Annotated in this window: 21 protein-coding genes; 7 read left to right on the top strand and 14 right to left on the bottom strand. The window is 71.7% G+C overall.

What is annotated here, in order from left to right:
* Positions 1 to 94 precede the first annotated feature (94 nt).
* Positions 95 to 931 (top strand): lytic transglycosylase domain-containing protein, encoded by an 837-nt coding sequence (locus tag AC4BGC_RS04590; RefSeq protein WP_490554566.1) that lies wholly within the window; start codon positions 95 to 97, stop codon positions 929 to 931.
* A 72-nt stretch (positions 932 to 1003) separates the two neighbouring features.
* Here AC4BGC_RS04590 and AC4BGC_RS04585 read toward each other — a convergent pair whose 3' ends face one another.
* On the bottom strand, positions 1004 to 2014 hold the full coding sequence (locus AC4BGC_RS04585) for a threonine aldolase family protein (RefSeq protein WP_490554565.1): 1011 nt from the start codon (positions 2012 to 2014) through the stop codon (positions 1004 to 1006).
* Positions 2011 to 2664, bottom strand: a complete 654-nt coding sequence (locus AC4BGC_RS04580; protein WP_490554564.1) for a TetR/AcrR family transcriptional regulator — start codon at positions 2662 to 2664, stop codon at positions 2011 to 2013. Before AC4BGC_RS04580 ends, AC4BGC_RS04585 begins: the two co-directional genes overlap by 4 nt.
* Before the next feature lie 74 nt (positions 2665 to 2738).
* Here AC4BGC_RS04580 and AC4BGC_RS04575 point away from each other — a divergent pair, with 74 nt between their 5' ends.
* Positions 2739 to 3560, top strand: a complete 822-nt coding sequence (locus AC4BGC_RS04575; protein WP_490554562.1) for an alpha/beta fold hydrolase — start codon at positions 2739 to 2741, stop codon at positions 3558 to 3560.
* A gap of 211 nt (positions 3561 to 3771) precedes the next feature.
* Here AC4BGC_RS04575 and AC4BGC_RS04570 read toward each other — a convergent pair whose 3' ends face one another.
* From AC4BGC_RS04570 to AC4BGC_RS04555, 4 genes are all read right to left on the bottom strand, one after another.
* A complete protein-coding gene (locus tag AC4BGC_RS04570) occupies positions 3772 to 4164 on the bottom strand; it encodes a pyridoxamine 5'-phosphate oxidase family protein (protein ID WP_490554561.1) in 393 nt (130 codons plus the stop codon).
* Between the two features lie 5 nt (positions 4165 to 4169).
* Positions 4170 to 5510, bottom strand: coding sequence for a class II 3-deoxy-7-phosphoheptulonate synthase (locus AC4BGC_RS04565; protein WP_490545751.1), 1341 nt, complete (start codon positions 5508 to 5510; stop codon positions 4170 to 4172).
* A gap of 43 nt (positions 5511 to 5553) precedes the next feature.
* The gene (locus AC4BGC_RS04560; protein ID WP_490554559.1) at positions 5554 to 7011 is read right to left on the bottom strand and encodes an APC family permease; all 1458 of its coding nucleotides are present in this window, start codon (positions 7009 to 7011) and stop codon (positions 5554 to 5556) included.
* A gap of 74 nt (positions 7012 to 7085) precedes the next feature.
* Complete coding sequence (locus tag AC4BGC_RS04555) at positions 7086 to 8114, bottom strand: 6-phosphofructokinase (RefSeq protein ID WP_490554558.1); 1029 nt, start codon at positions 8112 to 8114, stop codon at positions 7086 to 7088.
* A gap of 96 nt (positions 8115 to 8210) precedes the next feature.
* On the opposite strand from AC4BGC_RS04555, the gene glpK reads away from it, so the two are divergent.
* The 3 genes from glpK to AC4BGC_RS04540 all read left to right on the top strand — a co-directional run bounded on the left by glpK (position 8211) and on the right by AC4BGC_RS04540 (position 13359).
* Complete coding sequence (glpK, locus tag AC4BGC_RS04550) at positions 8211 to 9719, top strand: glycerol kinase GlpK (protein WP_490554557.1); 1509 nt, start codon at positions 8211 to 8213, stop codon at positions 9717 to 9719.
* Between the two features lie 166 nt (positions 9720 to 9885).
* The gene (locus AC4BGC_RS04545; protein WP_490545759.1) at positions 9886 to 10770 is read left to right on the top strand and encodes a universal stress protein; all 885 of its coding nucleotides are present in this window, start codon (positions 9886 to 9888) and stop codon (positions 10768 to 10770) included.
* An 18-nt stretch (positions 10771 to 10788) separates the two neighbouring features.
* Entirely contained in the window at positions 10789 to 13359 is a 2571-nt protein-coding gene (locus tag AC4BGC_RS04540; RefSeq protein WP_490554555.1) for a cation-translocating P-type ATPase, read from the top strand.
* 61 nt (positions 13360 to 13420) lie between these two features.
* Here the strand turns inward: AC4BGC_RS04540 and AC4BGC_RS04535 are convergent, their stop codons facing one another.
* The 5 genes from AC4BGC_RS04535 to AC4BGC_RS04515 form a co-directional block, all read right to left on the bottom strand.
* Complete coding sequence (locus AC4BGC_RS04535; RefSeq protein WP_490554554.1) at positions 13421 to 14590, bottom strand: LLM class flavin-dependent oxidoreductase; 1170 nt, start codon at positions 14588 to 14590, stop codon at positions 13421 to 13423.
* A gap of 26 nt (positions 14591 to 14616) precedes the next feature.
* Positions 14617 to 15654 (bottom strand): ABC transporter substrate-binding protein, encoded by a 1038-nt coding sequence (locus AC4BGC_RS04530; protein ID WP_490545765.1) that lies wholly within the window; start codon positions 15652 to 15654, stop codon positions 14617 to 14619.
* Positions 15651 to 16442 (bottom strand): ABC transporter ATP-binding protein, encoded by a 792-nt coding sequence (locus AC4BGC_RS04525; RefSeq protein WP_490554552.1) that lies wholly within the window; start codon positions 16440 to 16442, stop codon positions 15651 to 15653. Before AC4BGC_RS04525 ends, AC4BGC_RS04530 begins: the two co-directional genes overlap by 4 nt.
* Entirely contained in the window at positions 16430 to 17308 is an 879-nt protein-coding gene (locus AC4BGC_RS04520; RefSeq protein ID WP_490554551.1) for an ABC transporter permease, read from the bottom strand. Before AC4BGC_RS04520 ends, AC4BGC_RS04525 begins: the two co-directional genes overlap by 13 nt.
* Positions 17309 to 17401: 93 nt before the next feature.
* Positions 17402 to 18313 carry a hypothetical protein gene (locus tag AC4BGC_RS04515; protein WP_490554550.1) on the bottom strand — a complete coding sequence of 304 codons (912 nt, stop codon included), beginning with the start codon at positions 18311 to 18313 and terminating at the stop codon, positions 17402 to 17404.
* Between the two features lie 190 nt (positions 18314 to 18503).
* On the opposite strand from AC4BGC_RS04515, the gene AC4BGC_RS04510 reads away from it, so the two are divergent.
* On the top strand, positions 18504 to 19436 hold the full coding sequence (locus AC4BGC_RS04510; RefSeq protein ID WP_490554549.1) for a hypothetical protein: 933 nt from the start codon (positions 18504 to 18506) through the stop codon (positions 19434 to 19436).
* Here the strand turns inward: AC4BGC_RS04510 and AC4BGC_RS04505 are convergent.
* Positions 19329 to 20375, bottom strand: a complete 1047-nt coding sequence (locus AC4BGC_RS04505) for an EamA family transporter (RefSeq protein WP_490554548.1) — start codon at positions 20373 to 20375, stop codon at positions 19329 to 19331. The genes AC4BGC_RS04510 and AC4BGC_RS04505 overlap by 108 nt on opposite strands.
* 78 nt (positions 20376 to 20453) lie before the next feature.
* Between AC4BGC_RS04505 and AC4BGC_RS04500 the strand changes: the two genes are divergently transcribed.
* Entirely contained in the window at positions 20454 to 21008 is a 555-nt protein-coding gene (locus AC4BGC_RS04500) for a CGNR zinc finger domain-containing protein (RefSeq protein WP_490554547.1), read from the top strand.
* On the opposite strand, the gene pgsA is transcribed toward AC4BGC_RS04500, so the two are convergent.
* Both pgsA and rimO read right to left on the bottom strand, forming a co-directional pair.
* A complete protein-coding gene (pgsA, locus tag AC4BGC_RS04495) occupies positions 20987 to 21631 on the bottom strand; it encodes a CDP-diacylglycerol--glycerol-3-phosphate 3-phosphatidyltransferase (RefSeq protein ID WP_490554545.1) in 645 nt (214 codons plus the stop codon). The two genes, AC4BGC_RS04500 and pgsA, sit on opposite strands and share 22 nt — an antisense overlap.
* Positions 21631 to 23079, bottom strand: a complete 1449-nt coding sequence (rimO, locus tag AC4BGC_RS04490; protein WP_490545780.1) for a 30S ribosomal protein S12 methylthiotransferase RimO — start codon at positions 23077 to 23079, stop codon at positions 21631 to 21633. Before rimO ends, pgsA begins: the two co-directional genes overlap by 1 nt.
* Positions 23080 to 23095: the final 16 nt, after the last annotated feature.

Raw genomic sequence — 23095 nt, 5'->3', positions numbered from 1 at the left:
AACTTCAGTCACTTCCGTCACACTGGTAACGTGCTTGGCTTCGCCCGCAGACGGAGGAAACATGTCACTTCCCCGACGCAGAGCACGATCCCTGATGGCCACGCTGGCCGGCACCGTGACGGCAGCCGCGCTGCTTCCCGCGGCGCCTGCCCAGGCCCAGCCGATGACGCAGGCCCGCGCCTCGGCGCAGGCACCCGCGGCACTGCCCCAGTGGCAGCCCTGGCCCGGCCACCCCGACCGTGCGATCAGGCGGCACGTGGTGGGTCCCGGCGACACGGCGACCGGCCTCGCGGTGCGCTACCGAGCCTGGACCGCCGAGCTGATCCGGTTGAACGGCCTCGGGCCCCGCGGGGTGCTCAGGCAGGGCCAGGTCCTGAAGATCCCGGTGGTGCTCTCCGCCGTACGCCGTGACGGCGGAGCCGCGTCCACCGGCAAGCCGCGCAAGAAGGCGAAGCCGAACCCCGCCTGGCTCCAGATGCACCAAGCCCGGCCGGCCGGGCGGGGCTGGTTGCACGCCGACCTGTCGCGCCAGCAGGTCCGCCGGCTCGTCGTACGCACGGCCCGGCAGCAGGGTGTGCCCCCCAAGCTCGCGCTCGCCGTCGCCTGGCAGGAGTCGGGCTGGCAGCAACACCGGGTCTCCAGCGCCGGCGCGCTGGGCGTGATGCAGGTGATGCCGGACACCGGCCGCTGGATGCGCTGGTACGTCGGCCGGCCCCTGCGGCTGCGCGACACCCACGACAACGTGCTCGCGGGGGTGACCGCCCTGCGCGTGCTCCGCGACTCCACCAAGCGCAACAACAACGCGATCGCGGCGTACTACCAGGGCCTCGGCGCCGTACGCCGCATCGGCCTCTTCGACGACACCGTCGCCTACGTGAAGTCGGTGCGCGCCCACGAGCGCCAGATCACCCGGACCGGCAGCCCCGCGTAGGGACCGCCCACCGGGATAGTCCGAGACGTTTCCGTTGCCAGATGTCCGTTTCGACGACGGAAAGGTCGCGGACTATCCGGAAATGGCGGCGATCAGGCGAGTGAGCACCTTGGCGGCCTGTTCCACGGCGGCGCGGTCGACGTCGAGGTGGGTGAGCATCCGGACGCGGCGAGGGCCGACGGCTCCGATCAGGACGCCCTCCTCGCGGGCCGCGGCGACCAGCTGGATCGCGTCGGGGACGTCCACGACCACGATGTTGGTCTCGGTCAGGGCCGGGTCGCCGCCGCACGCCTCGGCGAGGAGGCGGGCGTGCTCGTGGTCCTCGGCCATGCGCTCGAGGTTGTGGTCCAGCGCGTAGAGACCGGCCGCGGCGAGCACGCCGACCTGGCGCATGCCGCCGCCCATCCGCTTGCGCAGCACGCGCGCCTCGGCGATCTGGTCGGCGCTGCCCAGCACCAGGGAGCCGATCGGCGCGCCGAGCCCCTTCGAGAGGCACACCGCCATCGTGTCCGTGATCGCGCCGTACGCCGCCAGCGGGACGCCGTGGGCCACATGGGCGTTCCAGATCCGGGCACCGTCCATGTGCACCGCGCAACCGGCCTCGTCGGCGAAGGAGCGCAGCGCCTCGAGGTCCTCGATCGGCAGCACGGTGCCGCCGGCGAAGTTGTGGGTGTTCTCCACGGAGATCGCGGTGGTGCGCACGAAGAACGACCCCATGTCGGGGGCGTACATCGACCGGATCGTGTCCAGGTCGATCTGCCCCTCGGGGTGGACCCAGGTCCGGCTGGTCAGCCCGGTGAACGCACCGTGCGCGCCGAGCTCGGCGCGCAGGATGTGCGCCCGGGACTCGCACAGCACCTCCTGGCCGGGGCCGACCAGGAGCGCGAGCGCGATCACGTTCGCCATCGAGCCGGTGGGGGTGAACAGCGCGGCCTCGTGGCCGAACAGCTCCGCGACCCGCTCCTGGAGCAGCCCCACCGTGGGGTCCTCGCCGTAGACGTCGTCGCCCACCTCGGCCTCGGCCATGGCGCGGCGCATGCCCTCGCTGGGGCGGGTGACGGTGTCCGAGCGCAGGTCGATCATGGGTCGAGCCTAGAAGGCGGGCGGCTGCCTGGGGCCTCCGGAGCAGATCCGGTGTCGTCCGGACCCTGCTGAGGACGTGGTGGTCGAGGCGCCAGCAGCGGGCTGATCAGCTCGACGAGCGCCAACCGCGTCTGTTCGGGGTCCAGACGAGCGTCGAGGCGCAGGATCCGCCACGTGGTCGCGTCACACGCCGCCGTGACCTGCGCCAGTCGGCGATCACGGGTGAGCGCGTCCCCATCGTCGTCGAGGTGCCGCTCGAAGGTGCGGCGGCACCAGGACAGATGGTAGGCGCGGCCGTCCGCCACCGCCTGGGCCAGGCCCTCGATCATGCCGGCCTCCGCGTAGACCTTGAGGATGAGCGCTCCGTAGGTCTCGTAGTGCGTGACCAGGTCCGCAACGATCCCGGCTGGGTCCTCCGAGGCGCCGGCCTCACGCGAGGCCACAATGCGCGCCAGCTCACGCTCGACGGTGGCGCGCATCAGACCCGCCTTGCTCCCGAACCGGCGGATCACGGTCTGGGTAGTCACGCCGGCGTCGGCCGCGACGTCGTCGAGGCGCACCTCGTCGTACGGCAGCCGGCCGAACCGCCGCAGCATCGCGTCGACGATGCGCGTACCCGTCTCCTCGGCGGCAGCGGCGCGCGCCGTCATGGTATAGACCCGATCTTTCATGTTAGTTAGACTAACACCAATTATTCTGGACTCCACGAAACGAAAGGCACGACATGACCACCACTTCGCCCTCCGAGCGGACGGTCGCCGTCTCGACCCGTCTCGGTGCCCTGCACGTCCGCACGCTCGGCACGGGCCGGACAACCGTCCTGTGGCCGTCGATGTTCGTCGACAGCCACACCTGGGACCTGATGCTGCCGCACCTGGCTCCCGATCGGCGCTACCTACTGGTGGACGGGCCCGGCCTGGGTCTGAGCGAGCCGCTGAGCCGCGAGAGCGACATCGCCGAGGCGGCTGACGCGGCGGTCGACCTCTTGGCCGGCCTGTCGATCACCGAGCCCGTCGACTGGGTGGGCAACGCCTTCGGAGGACACGTCGGTTTCAAGCTCGCGACCCGACCCGGCCTGCTGCGCAGCCTGGTGGCGGTCAGTTCCCCCACGGAGCCGATCACTGCCGCGCTCCGCCGCCGCATCCTCCTGCTTCGCCCCCTCTTGCGGACGGTCGGCGCCGTTGGTCCCGTCCGGAGCGCGGTCCTGGACGCGATGCTCACCGAGACCTCGCAGGCGGACGACGCCCTCCGGCGCACGGTCGTGGACAGCCTGGGGCGCCCGACCCGCGCCAGCATGTCGAGAGCGCTCGGCTCCTTCATCCTCAACCGCGTCGACGTCACGGACGAGCTCGGCGACATCTGCGTCCCGAGCCTGTTCGTCGCCTCGGACGACCGCGGGGACTGGAGCCCTCAGGACGCCGCGGCAGCCGCCGACCGCGCCCCGGACGCTCGAGTTGCAACGGTCACCGGAGCCCGCACCCTGATCCCGCTCGAGCAGCCGGAGGCGTTGGCCGCACTACTGCAGGGATTCTGGGACCAGCTGTGACCCGGGGTGCCCTGGCGACCAGCCGCGCTAGCGTGCGACGAGTGGACATCACCGTTCCCGGCCCCCGCGTCCTCGTCGGGGGCGGTATCCGTGGCGCCGAGGCCCGCACGGGGCCGTTCACCACGGCGCGCACCTCACCAGATGGTCTCGACTGACCGCTCGCGTACCTCGATGCTCGACCGGCGGTCCCGACCACTCGACCACCGACGGATCACACGTTGCCGATGGCGCTGGTGATCGTGATCCGCAGGGCCACCCGGTCGGGGTTCTCCCGTGGCTGGCGGTAGCGCTCGGCGTAGCGGCGTACGGCCTCGGCGACGGAGCCCGGGTCGTCGAGGACCTCGGCCGTGCCCTCGATCGTGGACCACCGCCCGCCGTCGACCTGGCACGCCGCGACCCGGGGGTCGCTCCCGGCGCGGAGGTTGGCGACCTTCTGCGAGGTCCCCGAGGTGATCGCCCAGGCGACACCGGCCTCCACGTCCACCACTACGCCCATCGGTACGACGTGCGGGGACCCGTCACGGCGCAGGGTGGTCACGGTGCACAGGTGCCGCTCCCGCCAGAACGCCAGGTGGTCCCCGGCGAGCTCGCGGACCCGGGGCACGCGGCTCAGGCCTTGCGGAGCATCTCGGCGACCAGGAACGACAGCTCGAGGGACTGGACCCGGTTCAGGCGGGGGTCGCAGACCGACTCGTAGCGGTTGCCCAGGTCGACCTCGAGCAGCTCCTCGCCACCGCCGACGCACTCGGTGACGTCGTCACCGGTGAGCTCGACGTGCAGGCCGCCGGGCCACGTGCCGACCGCGCGGTGCACGTCGAAGAAGCCCTGGACCTCCTCGATCACGTCGTCGAACGCGCGGGTCTTGTAGCCCGAGGACGCCTCGAAGGTGTTGCCGTGCATCGGGTCGCAGACCCAGGCCACCTCGACGCCGGCCGCGTGCACCTTCTCCAGCAGCGGAGGCAGGTGGGTGCGGATCTTGCCCGCACCCATCCGGGTGATGAACGTGAGCCGCCCGGGCTCGTTGGCCGGGTTGAGCTTGGCGGCCAGCGCGATCGCGTCGTCGGCGCTCGTGGTGGGACCGAGCTTGACCCCGATCGGGTTCTGGATGTGGCTGAGCAGCTCCACGTGGGCGCCGTCGAGCTGGCGGGTGCGCTCACCGATCCACACGAAGTGGCTGGAGACGTCGTAGGGCAGCTGGGTGCGGCTGTCGGTGCGGGTCAGGGCGTGCTCGTACTCCAGCACCAGCGCCTCGTGGCTGGAGTGGAAGTCGACGCGGTGGAACTCGTCGGGGTCGGCGCCGATGGCCGACATGAAGTTCAGCGCGCGGTCGATCTCGGCGGCCACCTGCTCGTACTTGCGGCCCGCCTCGGAGCCGCGGACGAAGTCGGTGTTCCAGGTGTGCACCTGGCGCAGGTCGGCGTACCCACCGGTGGTGAAGGCGCGAACGAGGTTCAGGGTCGCCGCGGAGGCGTGGTAGACCTCGACGAGGCGCTGCGGGTCGTGGCGGCGGGACTCCTCGGTGAACGCGAAGCCGTTGACGGCGTCACCGCGGTACGCCGGCAGCGTCACGCCGTCGCGGGTCTCGAAGTCCGAGGAGCGCGGCTTGGCGTACTGGCCGGCCAGCCGTCCGAGCTTCACGACCGGCACCGACGCGGCGTAGGTGAGCACGACGGCCATCTGGAGCAGGACGCGCAGCTTGTTGCGGGTGTTGTCGGCGGTCACTCCGGCGAAGGTCTCGGCGCAGTCACCACCCTGGAGCAGGAACGCCTCGCCGCGGGTGACCGCGGCGAGCTTCTCCTTCAGCGCGTCGCACTCTCCCGCGAACACGAGCGGGGGCATGCTGCGCAGCCGCGTGACGGCTGCCTCGACCGCTGCGGGGTCGGCGTAGGTGGGCTGCTGAGCGGGACCCATGGCGTGCAGCGTCGCCAGGTCGGGAACTGATTCGGACACCACGCCAGACTACGTGGCCTGTGGGCTCCGGTCCGAACCGCGGTCACCCCTCCAGCTTGCCGACGTCCTTGAACTCGCCGCCGCCCTGGCCCGAGGCGCGGTTGAGCCCCAGGGTCACCAGCCACAGCACCACTCCGAGGACGAGCAGCCCGCCGGCGATCTGGTACTGGATCCAGTCGTCGCGGTCACGCGCCCAGGGGCCGACCAGGAACAGGCAGGCGACCGCGGCGACGAGCGGCGTCGGCCCGGGCGCGCGGAAGGCGCCCTCGGCACCCGGCTCGCGCCGCAGCACCAGGCAGGCGATGTTCACCACGGCGAACACGCACAGCAGCAGCAGGCCGGTGGTGCCGGCCAGCGAGGCGATCACGTCGTTCTCAGCCATCAGCGTCACCACCACGATCACGCACAGCGCGAGCACCGTGGAGAACGCGATCCCGGCCCACGGCGTACGCCGCCCGGGGAGGACCTTGCCCAGCACCCGGGGCAGCACCCGCTGGTTGGCCATCCCGTAGAGCAGCCGGCTCGCCATCAGCATGTTGATCAGGGCGGTGTTGGCCACGGCGAACACGGTCAGGAACGGGAAGACCTTGTCGATCGGGAAGTTCGGCGCCCCGGTCTTGACGACCTCGAGCAGCACCTTGCCCTCGTCGTTGACCACGCTCTCGATCCGGCCCTCGGGGATCACGGCGATCACCGAGATCGCGACGAGGATGTAGCAGACCACCGCGATCCCCAGCGCGGTGAGCATGATCTTGGGGAAGACCTTCACCGGGTCCTTGGTCTCCTCGACCATGTTGACCGAGTCCTCGAAGCCCACCATCGCGAAGAAGGCGACGGCCGTGGCGACCGTCACGGCCAGGAACATCCCGCGCTCGCTGCCGGAGTTGAACACCACGATCCGGCCGAGGTCGGCATTGCCCTGGGCCATCACGTAGAAGCCGACCCCGATCACGATCGCCAGCGCGATGATCTCGATCAGGGTCAGCAGCACGTTGAACTTCACGCTCTCGCCGACCCCGCGCAGGTTGATCACCGCGAGGACCAGCATGAACAGCAGCGCGACCACCAGGACGGGCGTGGTGCCTCCCGGCACATCCATCCCGATGCCCTCCAAGCCCGCGAGCAGGTTGGTCGCCAGCAGGTTGGAGGAGGTCGACGCGCTGGTGATGCCCGAGCAGATCACCCCGAAGGCCACCAGGAACGTCACGAAGTGCAGACCGAAGGCCTTGTGCGCGTACAGCGCCGCGCCGGCGGCCTGGGGATGGTTGGTGACCAGCTCCAGGTAGGACAGCGCGGTCAGGGTGGCCACCCCGAACGCCACCAGGAACGGCACCCACACGATGCCGCCCACCTCGAGCGCCATCTCCCCGGTCACCGCGTAGATGCCCGCGCCCAGGATGTCGCCGACGATGAACAGCAGCAGGAGCTTGGGGCCCATCACCCGCTTGAGGCCCTCGTCCTGCTCGGTGAGGTCGTCGTGCTCCGAGGTGCTTGGCGACATTGCTTCCTCCAGGGTGGGGAGTTCCTTCGCCCAATCGTGGACCACGCCCGGCCTCACTGCGAGCGTGGCGCGCCTCAGCCGAAGAAGACCTCGGCCTCGGCGTACTCCTCGGGCTTGACCAGCTTGAGCTCGGCGGTGCCCTCGGCGAGCGGCACCCGCACAATGTCGGTGCCTCGCAGGGCCATCATCTTGCCGTAGTCCTGGTCGGCGACGGCGGTGACCGCCTGGAGGCCGAAGCGGGTGGCCAGCCACCGGTCGAACGCGGTCGGGGTGCCGCCGCGCTGCACGTGGCCCAGGACCACGGCGCGGGCCTCCTTGCCGGTGCGGTCCTCGATCTCCTTGGCGAGCCGGTCGCCGATGCCGCCGAGCCGGACGTGGCCGAACGCGTCCTTCTCGCCGCTGATCAGGGTCATGTCGCCGCCCTCGACCGGCGTCGCCCCCTCGGAGACGACGATGATCGGCGCGTAGTGCGACTCGAACCGCTTCTCGACGTACCCGCACACCTTCTCGATGTCGAAGGGCTGCTCGGGGATGAGTACGACGTTCGCCCCTCCCGCGATGCCGGCGTGCAGCGCGATCCAGCCCGCGTGCCGGCCCATCACCTCGACGACCAGGACGCGGTGGTGCGACTCCGCGGTGGTGTGCAGCCGGTCGATCGCCTCCATCGCGATGTTCACGGCCGTGTCGAAGCCGAAGGTGAAGTCGGTCCCGGAGAGGTCGTTGTCGATCGTCTTGGGCACCCCGACGACGTTGACGCCGAGGTCGGCGAGCTTGGTGGCCACGCCGAGCGTGTCCTCGCCGCCGATGGCGATCAGGGCGTCCACGCCGTTGGCGGCGAGGTTGTCCTTGATCTTCTCCACCCCGCCGTCGATCTTGAACGGGTTGGTGCGCGAGGACTTCAAGATGGTCCCGCCGCGGGGCAGCACACCGCGCACCTGGTCGACCCCGAGCTCGGTGGTGAGGTTCTCCAGCGGACCACGCCACCCGTCGAGGAAGCCGACGAACTCGAAGCCGTACTCCTTGACGCCCTTGCGGACGATGGCCCGGATCACAGCGTTCAGTCCGGGGCAGTCGCCCCCACCTGTGAGCACTCCGACGCGCATGTTCTCTCCCTCTGCTGGAATTGGATCGTTCAACATCCAACCTCTATCCGGCTCGGTCGTCCACCCCGGCACCGGGTCCCCCTAATGTCAGGGTCCATGAGCGGAACGAACAGTGCCACAGCCGTCCTCGCCATCGATGCCGGCACCACCGGGGTGACCGTCCTCGTGGTCACCGCGGACGGGCGGATCGTGGCCCGCGGCTACCAGGAGTTCCGGCAGCACTTCCCCCGCCCGGGCTGGGTCGAGCACGCACCCGAGGAGATCTGGCAGGCGACCCTGGAGGCCACCCGGGACTGCCTCAAGGCGTGGGACGGGACCCCGAGCGACCTCTCCGGCATCGGGATCACCAACCAGCGCGAGACCGTGCTGCTCTGGGACCGCGAGACCCTGGGCTCCCCGCGGCGCGCGATCGTGTGGCAGGACCGGCGTACCGCCGACATCTGCCGCCGGTTGCGCGAGGAGGGCCACGAGGAGCGCGTCACCGAGCTCACCGGCCTGCGCCTGGACCCCTACTTCTCCGGCACCAAGCTGGTCTGGCTCGCCGAGAACGAGCCGAACACCTGGGCCCTGGTCGGCGACGGCCGCTACGCGATCGGCACCATCGACTCCTACCTGATCGCCCGGATGACCCGCGGCACCTGGCACGTCACCGACGTCTCCAACGCCTGCCGCACGCTGCTGTTCGACCTCGAGACCGGGGACTGGTCCGAGGAGCTGTGCCGGCTCTTCGGCGTCCCGATGGACGCGCTGCCCGAGATCGTGCCCAACTGGGGCGAGCTGGCACGCACCGACCCGAAGAGCTACCTCGACCTCGACCTGCCCATCTCCGGCATCGCCGGCGACCAGCAGTCGGCGCTGTTCGGCCAGACCTGCTTCGACGTGGGCGACTCCAAGTGCACCTACGGCACCGGTTCGTTCATCCTGACCAACACCGGGACCGAGGTGATCCGCTCCGACGCGGGGCTGCTCTCCACCGCGGCGTGGCGCTCCCCCGCCGGTGAGACCACCTACGCGCTGGAGGGGGCGATCTTCGTCACCGGCGCGGCGGTGCAGTGGCTGCGCGACGGCCTCCAGATCGTCGGGTCCGCGGCCGAGACTGCCGCGATCGCCTCCACGGTGGAGACCACCGACGGCGTGGTGTTCGTCCCGGCGCTGACCGGGCTGGGCGCGCCCCACTGGGACCCGCACGCGCGAGGCACGATCCTGGGCATCACCCGGGGTACGACGCGCGCGCACCTGGTCCGGGCCACGCTGGAGGCGATCGCCTTCGAGGTGCGCGACGTCACCGACACGATGCCGACGAAGCTGACCTCGCTGATGGTGGACGGCGGCGCCGCCGCGAACGACCTGCTCTGCCAGTTCCAGGCCGACCTGCTCGGCGTACCCGTGCAGCGGCCGGAGATCGTCGACACCACCGCTCTCGGCGCCGCCTTCATGGCCGGGCTCGGCACCGGGGTCTGGGACTCGACCGAGGACCTGCGCGAGACCTGGCACCTGGACCGGGAGTTCGGCCCCGACGAGTCCGCGGAGGCCCGGGAGCGCACCGACGCCTCCTACGCCCTGTGGCGCAAGGGCGTGGAACGCGCCAAGGACTGGGCGCAGTAGCCACTCGCGCGCTCCACTGCGCCGGCTCCATGGAACGGCGACCCGGCAGTGCGGGCCTAGGGCCTTTGGTCCCGGCACGCCACTGCATTCCGCCCTACTCCCGCCGCGTCCTCCGGGGCGAGAGTGGAACTGAGTCGCACGGGTCCCTCACAGAGCTGGAGCGAGCATGAGCCTCACTGCGGGATCCATCGTCGTCGGCGTTGACGGCTCCAGTGCCTCCGACCAGGCCCTCGCCTGGGCCGCCAGGCGGGCCGGCGCCGAGAACCGGGTCCTGTCGGTGGTGCACGCCGTGCCGCCGACCACGCCGGTGCTGCTCGATCCGGCCGGCCACAACCCGCGGGAGGCCCGCGACCTGTCCCTGCGGCAGAAGGGCCAGGGGGTCCTCGCCGCCGCCCGTGAGCAGGTGTTCCAGGTGGCGCCCGACGTCACCGTCGAGGAGCTGTGCCTGGTCGACGACCCCCGCGAGGCGCTGGTCGAGATCTCAGCCACGGCCCGGACCATGGTGCTCGGGTCGCGCGGGCGGGGGCGGATGAAGAGCCTGCTCCTCGGTTCCACGGCCGTGGCCGTCGTACGCCATGCGAGGTGCCCGGTGATCGTGCACCGCCCCCGCCCCCCGGGCACCGCGACCCAGCGCCACGGGATCGCCGTGGGCGCCGACGCCACACCGGACTCCCTGCCCGTGCTGGAGTTCGCCTTCCGCGAGGCCTCCATCGAGAAGCTGCCCCTGACCGTCGTGCACAGCTTCTGGTACTTCGAGGCAGCACCCACCGCGCTCGGCGACGACTCCTCGGTCGTGGGGCAGCGGCGTCGGGCGCTGGCGGAGTCGCTGGCGGGGTTCGGGGAGAGGTACCCGGACGTGAGCGTCTACACCGAGATCGACCAGGGGATGCCGGAGCGGTTCCTGCTGGGGCTCGCCGAGAGCATGGACATGCTGATCGTCGGCGCCCACCACGGCAGCCGCGCGGAGCAGTTCATGTTCGGCTCCGTCTCGGTGTGGCTGGTCGAGCACGCCCGCTGCCCCGTCGGGGTCGTCCCGCTGTCGGTGGGCTGACCCGTATGGGTTGGTGACATGGCACCCTCCGGCTTGTCCACCGCCGAGGCCACCCGGCTGCTGAGCGAGGTCGGGCCCAACGAGGTCGCCCAGCGGGGACGGGTCTCGGTGTGGTCCAGCATCGGCGTCCAGCTCCGCGACCCGCTGATCCTGGTGCTCCTCGGGGCCTGCGTGCTGACCGTGTTCATCGGGGACCTCACCGACGCGGCCGTCATCGTGGTCGTGGTCGTGGTGAACACCACCGTGGGCGTCTACCAGGAGCTCAAGGCCGACCGCGCGATCACCGCACTGGCGGCCATGTCGGCCCCCTCGGTCCGGGTACGCCGCGACGGGGTGGAGGTCTCGCTGCCCAGCGCCGACCTCGTCCCCGGTGACGTGATCGCCCTGGGCGAGGGAGACATCGTGCCGGCGGACTGCGAGGTGCTCGAGGCCTCGTCGCTACTCATCGACGAGGCGGCGCTGACCGGCGAGTCGGTCGCGGTGGGCAAGGGCGTCGGCGACCCCCTCTCCTCGGGCACCGTGGTGGTCAAGGGGCGGGTCTCGGCACACGTCACCGCGACCGGTCCCTCCAGCGCGATGGGCAGGATCGCCGCGCTGATGGACTCCCGGGTCCAGGTGACGCCGCTCCAGCAGCGGCTCGCCGGGCTGGGGCGCGTCCTGGCGATCACCGCCGTGGCGCTGTGCGGGGTCGTCCTGGTGATCGGCGTGCTCAACGACCGGTCGCTGGAGCTGATGCTCGTCACCGCCGTCAGCCTCGCGGTCGCCGCGGTCCCGGAGTCGCTGCCGGCGGTCGTCACGCTGAGCCTCGCGCTGGGGGCGAGCCGGATGGCGGCACGCAGCGCGGTGGTACGCCGGCTCCCGGCCGTCGAGACCCTCGGGTCGGTCACCGTGCTCAGCACCGACAAGACCGGCACGCTGACGCAGGCGGTAATGGTGGTCGAGCAGCTGTGGACCCCCGAGCACACCGTGCGCGTCACCGGGGACGGGTACGCACCGGTCGGGGAGCTGCGCCCCGAGGGGACGACGCAGGACCCGGCCGACCTCGCCGACGTACGCGACCTGCTCCTGGCCGGCACCCTGTGCAACGACGCCGCCCTCGTTCCGCCGGCCGAACCCGGCGGCCAGTGGTCCGGGTTGGGCGACCCCACCGAGGTCGCGCTGGTCACCGCCGGCGCCAAGGCCGGGATCGACAAGGCGCAGGCCGAGGCGGAGTACCCGCGGGAGGCGGAGGTCCCGTTCGACAGCGCGACCCAGCAGATGACCACCGTCCACCGCACCCCCGGCGACCGCCTCCTCGTGGTCACCAAGGGATCGGTCGAGGCACTCCACGAGCGCCACGGCCGGTTCGGTCGCGGAGACGAGTGGAGCAGCGCCCTGGCCCGGGCCGCGGAGCTCTCGTCGCAGGGCTTCCGGGTGCTCGCCCTGACCTCCGCGGAGAGCGCCGACGCCTCCTGGGAGGACGCCGAGCACCGGCTGCTGGGCCTGGTGGCGATGGAGGACCCCCCGAAGCCGGCCGCACGCTCCACGATCGCGGCCTGCCGGGCGGCCGGCATCCTGCCGGTCCTGATCACCGGCGACCACCCCGCGACCGCAGGTGCGGTCGCACGCCAGGTCGGTGTGCTGAGCGAGGCGGAGGCGGCCCAGCACGACGCGGTGGTGACCGGTGCCCAGATCGCGGCGGGCGAGGTCCCCGACCTCACCGCCGTGCGGGTCTTCGCCCGGACCAACCCCGAGCAGAAGCTCGACATCGTCCAGGCCTGGCGCGACCGCGGGGCCATCGTGGCGATGACCGGGGACGGGGTCAACGACGGTCCCGCGCTGCGCCGCTCGGACATCGGCGTCGCGATGGGGCACCGCGGCACCGAGGTGGCCCGGCAGGCCGCCGACCTGGTCCTGGCCGACGACGACCTCAGCACCGTGGTGGCAGCCGTCGAGGAGGGACGCCGGGTCTACGCCAACATCCGGGGCTTCCTCGTCTTCGGGCTCTCGGGCGGCGCGGCGGAGATCCTGGTGATGCTCCTGGGACCGGCCGTGGGCCTCGGGGTGCCGCTGCTCGCGGCGCAGATCCTGTGGATCAACCTGCTCACCCACGGGGTCACCGGAGTCGCCATGGGGGCCGAGCCCGCCGAGCCCGACCTGATGGCGCGTCCCCCGCGCCCACCCGACCAGAGCGTGCTCGGCGATGGACTGTGGCAGCGCGTCCTGGCCCTGGCGGTCATCTTGTCGGTGACCAGCCTGGCGGTGGGGGTCTGGGCGCGGGAGGCCGACAAGCCCTGGCAGTCGATGGTGTTCCTGTCGCTGGTCGCCGTCCAGCTGGGGGTGGCGATGGGGCTGCGACCCAAGCAGCTGACCCGCGAGAACCCGCTGCTGCCGGTCACCGTGGCCGGGTCGCTGGTGCTGGCCTTCGTCGGCCTCTACGTGCCGGTCTTCCAGACCTTCCTGGGGACCGAGGCGCTGTCCCTGCCCGACGTGGCCGTGGCGACCGGGACGATCGTGGTGGGGTGGGCGGCCGCGATGCTCATGCGCCGGCTGTTCCAGAGCAACGACCGCACCCCGGCCGGCGACCACGTCGCGGTGGCGGCCCCGTGACGGAGGCGGTCACGGGGCCGGCCCGGGCATCACACCTGGGCATCACACCTGGGCATCACACCTAGGCAGAGGCCAGTCGCCGCCCGGGAGCCACGTCGTCGCCGTAGATCCCCTTGGCGCGCAGGATCGGCTTGACCCCCTCGGCGAACCAGTACGCCTCCTCGACGTGCGGGTAGCCGGACAGGATGAACTCGTCGATGCCGATCCGGTGGTACTCCTCGAGCCGGTCCGCGACCTCCTGGTGCGAGCCCACGAGCGCCGTACCTGCTCCACCACGGACCAGGCCCACGCCGGACCACAGGTTCGGGGCGATCTCCAGGTCGTGGACCGAGGCGAACGTGCTGCGCCCGCCGTGCAGGGAGCGCATCCGCTGCTGGCCGGTGGACTCGCTCGCGGCCAGGGCCGCCTGCGCCTGCTCGATGGTGGCCGGGTCGATCCCGTCGAGGAGCCACTGCGCCTCCTGCCAGGCGCGCTCGCTGGTGTCGCGCGACAGCGTGTGGATCCGCAGCCCGAAGCGGATCTCGCGCCCCTGCTCGGCGGCCAGCCCGCGGATCCAGCGCACCTTCTCCTCGACCTGCTCGAGCGGCTCTCCCCAGGTCAGGTAGACGTCCGCGTGCTTCGCCGCGACCGGTCCCGCCGGCGCGGAGGACCCGCCGAAGTAGATCTCGGGCACCGGGTCGAGGCTGCCGCGGACCTCGGCGGCCTCGATGTCGTAGTGCTCGCCGGAGAAGTCGAAGGGCCCCTGGGTCCACGCACCCTTGACCACGGAGAGGAACTCGTCGGTACGGGCGTAGCGCTCGGCCTTTGAGAGGTGGTCACCGAACCGCTTCTGCTCCACCGGCTCACCGCCGGTGACCACGTTGAGCAGCAGCCTGCCACCGGAGATCCGCTGGAACGTCGCGGCCATCTGCGCGGACAGGGTCGGCGAGGTCACCCCGGGCCGGAACGCGACCAGGAACTTCAGGTTGCGGGTCTCGCGGATCAGGGCCGAGGTGACCAGCCAGGCGTCCTCGCACCACGTGCCGGTCGGGGTGAGCACCCCCTCGTAGCCCAGCTGGTCGGCGGTGCGCGCGACCGAGGCGAGGTATTCGATGTCGGGCTCGCGGAAGACGTTGGCGGTGCCGAGTCCGTCGACGGGGAGACCCACGCCCTGGGGAACGCTGTGGCCGCCGCCGACGAGGCTGCGGGCGTCTCCGGTCGTGGGCAGGAACCAGTGCAGCTTGATGCTCATGTGTGACCTCCGGTTGAAGTGGGCGCTCAGGCCGCGGGGACTGCTGCGCTGTTGAAGTCGTCGGAGAAGAAGTCCCCGACGTCGAACTTGCTGGGGAGCAGGCCTGCCTCGACGAAGGCGTCGGCCATCTCCTGCTCCGAGGCGATGACTGCGTCGTCGATGGGGGTGGGCTCCGCCGTACGACGGTCCACCGCCCGGCGGGTGACCGCCTGGGACAGGCCGGTCTCCTCCGCCCAGACCTTCGCCCACGCGTCGCGGTTCGTGTTGCTCCACACCTGCGCCTTCGCGATCCGCCCCAGGTAGTCCTCGAGCGCCTTGCTGGTCGCCTTGTCCTCCAGTGCGTCGGGGTTGGCAGCCTGGAACGCCAGCCCGTTGACCAGCCCGCCGCCGTCGACGAGGACCCGGGCGTCGGACTCCAGCTCGGCCTGCGAGGTGTAGGGGTCCCAGATCGCCCACGCGTCCACGTGCCGGTTGCTGAACGCGGCCAGTGCGTCGGCGGGCTGGAGCGCCTTGACCTCGATGTCGTCGTAGGCCAGTCCTGCCTTGTCGAGCTGGGCGAGGAGGTTGAAGTTGGCCGAGCTGCCCTCGGCCACGGCGACCTTCTTGCCCTTGAGATCCGCGATGCTCTTGATCGGGGAGTCCTTGCGGACCACGATCGCGTCCCCCTCGGCTCCCATCGTCGCTGCGTAGACCACCGAGATCTTGCTCTTGGCCGCCGCCGCGAACAGCGGCGGCGTGTTGCCCACGGCGCCGACGTCGATGGCGCCCGCGTTGAGCGCCTCCAGCAGCGGCGGGCCCGAGGTGAAGGACTTCCACTCGATCTCGTAGGGAAGGTCGTCGAGCGCGCCGGCTGCGGTGAGCAGCGCCTCGGAACCGCCCTTCTGGTCCCCCACTGTCAGGGTCACCTTGGCGAGATCGACGCTGCCGTCGTCCCGGACCGCCTCCTCGTTCGCGTTGCCCGAGCCGCAGCCGGCGAGCGCGAGCGTGGCGACCAGGGCCAGTGTCAGGGCCCCGGTGAAACGGCCGGTGCGGCCGCTGGTGGCGGGTGGGGTCGGGTTCCTCATGCTGCTCCGCTCGTGTCGAAGTGGTGGGCGACGTCGTGGTCCTCGCGGTGCCGCGGCTCGCGGGTGGCCGTGACGCCGAGCGCGCCGAGCACCTCCTCGCGCAGGGTCGCGATCAGGTGGTGCTCGGGCGTGCGGGCGGAGCGCGGGAGGGCGACCTGCCACTCGCGGGCGATGGTGCCGGAGTCGAGCACCAGCACCCGGTCGGCCAGCGCCAGCGCCTCGTCCACGTCGTGGGTGACCAGCAGGATCGCGGGCCGGTGGCGTTCCCACAGCGCGGTGACCAGGGTGTGCATCTCCATCCGGGTGAGGGCGTCGAGAGCGCTGAACGGCTCGTCGAGCAGCAGGAGGTCGGGCTCGCTGACCAGGGCGCGTGCCAGCGAGACCCGCTGCGCCTGCCCGCCGGAGAGCTGGCCCGGCCAGGCGTCGGCCTTCTCGGAGAGGCTGACCTCCGCGAGCGCATCGCGGACCCGGCCCGGCCGGTCCTGGCTGGTGACCGTGTTCAGCACGGCCAGCCCGACGTTCTCCTGCACCTTGCGCCAGGGCAGCAGCCGGGGCTCCTGGAAGGACACGGTCGCGCGCCCGGTGACCGACACCTCCTCACGCGGGCTCCGGTCGAGTCCCGCCAGGCTGCGCAGCAGCGTGGACTTGCCGGAGCCACTGCGGCCGAGGAGCGCGACGAACTCGCCGCGGCGCACGGTGAGGTCGACCCCGCGCAGCACAGTGGTGGTGCCGAAGGAGCGGTGGTGACCGCGGACCTCGGCGACGGTGTTGCCGGTCAGGAGCGCCATGCCAGCGCCTTCCTCTCGATGAGTCGGACAAGGGAGTCGGTGGCCAGGCCCAGCACGCTGTACACGGCCAGGCCCACCACGATCACGTCGGTCTGGAGGAACTCGCGGGCGTGGTTGATCATGTAGCCGAGGCCGGAGTCGGCACTGACCGTCTCCGCCACGATCAGGGAGAGCCAGGCGACTCCCAGGCTCTGCCGCAGCCCGACCAGGGCCTGCGGGAGCGCGCCGGGGATGACCACGTGGCGCAGCCGCTGGGCGTGGCTGAGGCCCATGGTCACGGCGGCCTCGACCATCTTGCGGTCGATGCTCCGGATGCCGGCGAACGTGTTCAGGTAGAGCGGGAACGCGACCCCCATGGCGATCAGCGCGATCTTCGGCGCCTCGCCGATCCCCATCCAGACGATGAACAGCGGGATCAGGCCGAAGTGCGGAAGGGTGCGCAGCATCTGCATCGGTGGGTCGACGGCGTCCTCCCCCATCCGGCTGAGCCCGGCGATCACCGCGAGCACCAGCCCGATGGCGGCCCCGATGGCGAACCCGGCCAGCACGCGTTGCACCGAGGTCGCCGTGGCGGCGCCGAGGGTCCCGTCGAGGGTGAGCTCGGCGGCTCGGGTGGCGATCTGTGCCGGGGAGGCGATCTTCTGCTCGGGGATGGTTCCTGCGCTGGAGAGGGCCTGCCAGGTCAGCAGGATCACGGCCGGGCTCACCCAGCGCCGCAGCCACGAGACCCGGTCGCGTCCCGGATGGGGCCGGGGCTTCGGGCGGGGACTCGGCCCCGAATCCGGCCCCGAATCCGGCCCGGACAGGATCTGCGCCCTCGAGAGTGCGGAGGCCGCGAGCTGCGGGGTGGGCACCGGGGAGGTCATGACCCGACCTTGCCAACTCAAGACATGTAAGTCAAGTTATTCACTAGACTTATTCGTAAAAGACATGTTCCTCGCTCTCCGGGGTTGCGGGCGTCATCGCTTCGCCTCCAGGCGGGCGAGCTCGGCCTGGGCAGCGTCCCGCGTCCGCTGAGCCTCCTCGAGCACGTCGCGCGCGTCCTGGCGCGCCTCCCCCGCCTCCTCCAGCTCGTCGTCGACCTGGTCGACGCCGTCCTCGAGCTCGGCGAGCTTGCGACGGAGCTCCTCGGCCTCGCCCTGCAGCTGCAGGCGACGGGCGTTCAGCGCCTCGACCGACTCGTCGATCTCGGCCAGCTCGTGCTCGGCTGCCCGCACCTGCTCCTCGGCCTCCTCGAGCGCCTCCTGCGCGGCGGCCAGCCTGACGCCGTCGTCGGGTACGACGCGCAGCGCCACCGGCGTCGCCGACCCCTCCTCCTCGTCGCCTCCCTCGAGCGGAACGGCCTCGACCTCGAGCCGGTCCGGCAGGGCGACCACCGAGTCCACGTCGAGATCGGAGACCCCCGTGGAGGTGAACGCGGTCAGCACCCGCCCGGTGCGCACCACCCGGGCCGCCTCCGGGTCGAGCATGGCCGCGTTCAGCATCCCCTCGACCTGATCGACCACCGGTGCGGTCAGTCGCACCCCGGCCTCGCGTGCGAGCGACCGCGCGGTCGAGGCGAGCGCGGTGGTCAGCTGGCGACGCTGCCGGGTCAGGGCACGCAGCTCGTCACCGTCGAGTGCCTGCGCCGCGGCCCGCAGGGAGTCGGCGAGCTCGAGCACGTGGCCGATCTGGGCGCTCTCCCGGCGTACGAGGAGGTTGATCGCCCAGGCCGCCACCGAGGGCTTGCGCAGCTTCTTGACCTGCGCGGCCAGCGCCTTGTCCCCGCACGCCTTCGCCTCGGCGTTGCGTGCCTCGGTGAACCGGTCCGGCGAGGCGGCGTAGAGCCGGTCGGCGACCTCGGCGAGGTCGGGCGGCTCGGGCGTGGTCATGGGCTGACGCTAGCGGCTCGCGCTGGGCCCTCGCGCGAGTTCCCGGACCGACAAACCTCTGAAGAGTGGTCTAGTCCGACAGAGACGATTTATCGGTCGAATAGCCACAAGTACGGCTGTCCGCAGCAAACTGTTCCCGCGGCGAGACCACCCGCCGCGCACCGCCTTTCAAGCAAACCGGGGGACGAGAATGCGACACCGCAACGAGCAGGAGCAGGACCGCCAGGCCGACGTGGCGAGCGCCGAGGGCAGCACCCTCATCCGGCGTACCCGCCCGGGCCTGCCGGCGCCGAGCGGACCGGGCAAGCACCGCGCCCCGGGAGCACCGCTGCCGCTGATCCCGTTCCAGAAGCGTCCCGCCAACGACGTGACTGCCGAGCCGACGGCCCCGGCCGCACCGGCGGCACCGGCCTCGTTCGCACCCACACCGGCCTCGTTCGCGCCGGCCCCGGTCGCCCCGGCCCCGATCATCCCGGCCCCGATCGCACCGACGCCGTCCGCACCGAGGCAGTTCGCACCGACCCCGGCGCCCCAGCAGGCGCCCGCCCAGGATTCGGGCCAGGATTCGGCCCGGGATTCGGCGCGGGCTTCGGCGCAGGCTTTCGGTAGCCACGTCGGCCAGCACGCCGCCGAGCGGCAGGAGACGCAGCCGGCGGTCCCGCAGTCGGGTCAGTGGAGGGCCAGCCACCTGCCGCGGACCCTGGCCGCGGTCGCACTGGGGTTCTCGGTGCTCGGCACTGCCGCGCTCGGCGTCCGGTACGCCCAGACCAGCACCCCCGACCACCTGGTCTCGCTGGTCGTCGGCCTGGCCGTGGTCGTGGTCCTGTGGGGCGTGCTGATCGCGAGCACCCCTCAGGCCGTCAGCCTCGACGGATCCGTGCTCACGATCCACAACCTCAGCGGGCTCGAGCGCTTCGACCTCGCCGACGCGCTCCAGGCGGTCGACGTCGTGGGCAACCCGCGCACGTCGTACTGGGCCGTCCTGCTCCACCGGGCGAACGGGACGACCCTGGTGCTACGGCACAACGACGTCGTCGCGACCGAGCTCGACCCGATCGTCCGGCACTACCGCATGGTCGCCGACCGTCGTTTCGCCGAGCGTCAGGCCCGGTTCAACCGCTAGCGGCGGCTCGGTCCCGCGGCCGCCGGGACTCCCCTGCTCCTCGGAGCGCACCACCACCACGCCGGCCAGGATGAACAGGCCGCCGACCAGCTGGACCGGCCGGGGCAGCTCCGAGAGCAGCAGCCAGGCGCACAGCACGGTGAACATGACCTCCGAGAGGCCCACGAACGAGGCGAGCTTGGCGCCGAGCAGCCGGTTCGCGACGATCCCGGTGAGGTACGGCGTCACCGTGGCCACGGCGGCCAGCTCCACCACCGAGGCCCACCAGGGCAGCGACCAGCCGGAGAACTGCGCGGGGGCGCTCCCGAAGGTCATCGGCAGCACCCCGGTCAGCCCGAGCACGGCGAAGGCGAGCGTCGCGACGACCATCCCGCCACCGGCCAGCACGATCGGCGGGAACGGCTGCGCGGCAGTGTGGCTCGACAGCAGGAAGTACGACGCCAGCCCCATCGCCGCGAACAGGCCCCAGGCCACCCCGACCGGGTGCACCCGGACGCCGCCGAACACGTCGAGCACCAGGGCGAGGCCCACCAGCGCCAGGACGATGCCCATCAGCGTGGCCTTCCCCGGCAGCCGCCGCGCCACCAGGCACTGCCAGGCCACGACCAGCACCAGGCCGAGGTACTCCAGCATCAGCGCCACCCCGACCGAGAGGTGCTGGACGGCGTAGAAGAACCCGACCTGCGGGACCGCGACCCCGGCCAGCCCGAACGCGACCAGCTGCTTCCAGCCGCGGCGCAGCAGGTGCCAGCGGCCGCCGAGCGCGTACAGCGTCGGCACCAGGAGCAGCAGCGCCGCACCGGCGATGCGCAGGAAGACCACCGAGCCGGGCGTCCAGCCGGTTTCGAGGAGCGACTTGGCGAAGGGGCCGGAGGTGGCGAAGGTGGCTGCGGAGACCAGCGCGATCACGATGCCGACCCCGGTACTGCGCGTGGACATGTGGGACCGCCTGTCAGGACCAAAACGTGGGGACACTCGTTACCGCTACTCTAGGGAGATGAGACGTCAGGAGTCAAAGTGACTTTTGCCCATGACACCGAGATCGCGCTCTCGGCCGCCGCGGCCCTGGTCAACACCGGTCCCGGGCGCGGGTCGGGCGAGGACACGCTCGGCAGCCCGGCGGACCTGATGCGGTTTCTCGAGGAGCAGGGCTGGTCCGGCGGTCGGGCCGGCGATCTCGCCGAGCTCGACGAGGTCCGCCGGCTGCGCCCACGGCTGCGCGGGCTGTGGGGGCTCGAGGAGTCGTCCCTGGTGCCCGCGGTCAACGAGATCCTCGACCAGGCGCAGGCGCTCCCCCAGCTCGTCGACCACGACGGCATCGGCTGGCACATCCACGCGGTGCCGCAGGACGCGCCGCTGGCCACGCGGATGCTGGTGGAGGCGGCGATGGCGTTCATCGACGTGATCCGCAGCGACGAACTCGACCGCCTGAAGACCTGCGCGGCCGACGACTGCGACGACCTCGTCGTGGACCTCTCGCGCAACCGGTCACGCCGGTTCTGCGAGTCGGGCTGCGGCAACCGCGAGAACGTCCGCGCCTACCGAGACCGTCAGCGAGCCGAGGGCGACTGACGCGGTGCGGCGGCCGGCGACCCGCGCCGGTGCCGGACGGCGTCGCGGGCGAACTCGACGCCGGAGGTGATCGTCAGCACCACGGCGATGGCCATCGCGACCGCGGCGGCCCACCAGAGCAGGTCTCCGGGGACCTCGAGCACGCCGGTCAGGTGTCCGAAGGGAGCCACGAACCCCGCCAGGGCGACCACCTGCATCACGGTCTTGACCTTGCCGCTCTGCTTGGCCGGCATCACCACGTCGCGGGCGATCGAGAGCCGGGCGAAGGTGACCGCCCACTCGCGGGTGAGCACGACCACCGTGATCGTCCACCACAGCCAGGCCGGCCCGAAGTCGTGGATCACGGCCAGGCCGATGAAGGCCATCCCGGTCATCGCCTTGTCGGCGATGGGGTCCGCGATCTTGCCGAAGTTGGTGATCAGGTTGTGCTTGCGGGCGATGTCCCCGTCGACCTTGTCGGTGATCATCGCGACCACGAACAGCACGAAGGCGACCCAGCGCCACAGCATGCTGTCGCCGCCGTCGTGCAGCAGCGCCCAGCCGAAGAAGGGCACCATCACGATGCGCAGGGTCGTCAGGGCGTTCGGGACGTTCCAGTTGCTCACCCGGGCCGGCTCGCTCATCACACCTCCTCAGCCATCGCGACGAGGTCGACCCCGTCGGAGGCGATGACTCGCGCCGCGATCATGTCACCGACCCGGACCCGGGGAGAGACGGACTCCAGGGTGGTGGACCCGTCGACCTCCGGCCCCTGGTGCGCGGCGCGGCCCTCGGCGACGAGCTCGCCGGTCTCCTCGTCGTGGTCCAGGGATTCCACGAGCACCACCACCTGCTCACCGATGCGCTCCTCGGCCCGCTGGGCGGTCAGCTCCTCGGCCAGCGCCGTGACGTGGGCGACCCGCTCGGCGATCTCGTCCTCGTCCAGCTTGCCCTCGAAGCCCTCCGCCTCGGTCCCGTCCTCGTCGGAGTAGCCGAAGATCCCGATCGCGTCGAGCCGGGCCTCGCTGAGGAAGTCGCACAGGACCTCGAGGTCGTGCTCGGTCTCGCCGGGGAACCCGACGATGAAGTTGGAGCGCGCTCCCGCCTCGGGCGCCTGCGCGCGGGCCTGCTCGAGGAGGCCGAGGAACTGCTCGGAGTCGCCGAAGCGGCGCATCCGCCGCAGCACCGGGTTGGAGGCGTGCTGGAAGGACAGGTCGAAGTAGGCGGCGACCCCGGGGGTGCTCGCGATCGCGGTCACCAGGCCCGGCCGGGTCTCGGCGGGCTGGAGGTAGGAGACCCGCACCCGCTCGACCCCGTCGAGCGCGGCCAGCTCGGGCAGCATCGTCTCGAGCAGCCGGAGGTCGCCGAGGTCCTTGCCGTACGACGTGGAGTTCTCGCTGACCAGGAACAGCTCGCGGGCGCCCTGCTCGGCCAGCCAGCGCCCCTCGGCGAGGACGTCGGAGGGACGCCGGGAGACGAACGAGCCGCGGAACATCGGGATGGCGCAGAACGTGCACCGCCGGTCGCAGCCCGAGGCGAGCTTCAGCGGGGCCATCGGGCCGGCGTCCAGGCGCCTGCGCTCGCCGTGACCGGGCTGGTACGCCGCGGCTCCGGCGCGCTCGGCCGGGGAGATCGGCAGCAGCTTGCGGCGGTCCTGCGGGGTGTGCGGGTGCTGGGTGTCCCCTGCGAGGATCGAGCGCAGCCGCCCGGCGATGTCGGGGTAGGCGTCGAAGCCCAGGACCGCGTCGGCCTCGGGCAGCGAGGTGGCCAGCTCGGCGCCGTACCGCTCGGCCAGGCAGCCCACCGCGACGACGGCCTTGGTGGTGGCCGCCTCCCCGTCGGCGCCCTTGAGGTCGGCGGCCGCGAGCAGCGTGTCCACCGAGTCCTTCTTGGCCGCCTCGACGAAGCCGCAGGTGTTCACCACCACCGTCTCGGCGTCCGCGGGGTCCTCGACGAGCAGGAAGCCCCCGGCCTCGAGACGTCCGGCGAGCTCCTCGGAGTCCACCTCGTTGCGGGCGCAGCCCAACGTCACCATCGCAACGGTGGTCGGGGGCAGGGATGGACTGGTCAGGGAGTCAGCAGATGCATTCATGGGCCGTTCGAGTATG

The sequence above is a fragment of the Nocardioides sp. Z38_18 genome (genome assembly GCF_058215695.1).
This window is presented reverse-complemented; position numbering and strand designations above follow the sequence as displayed.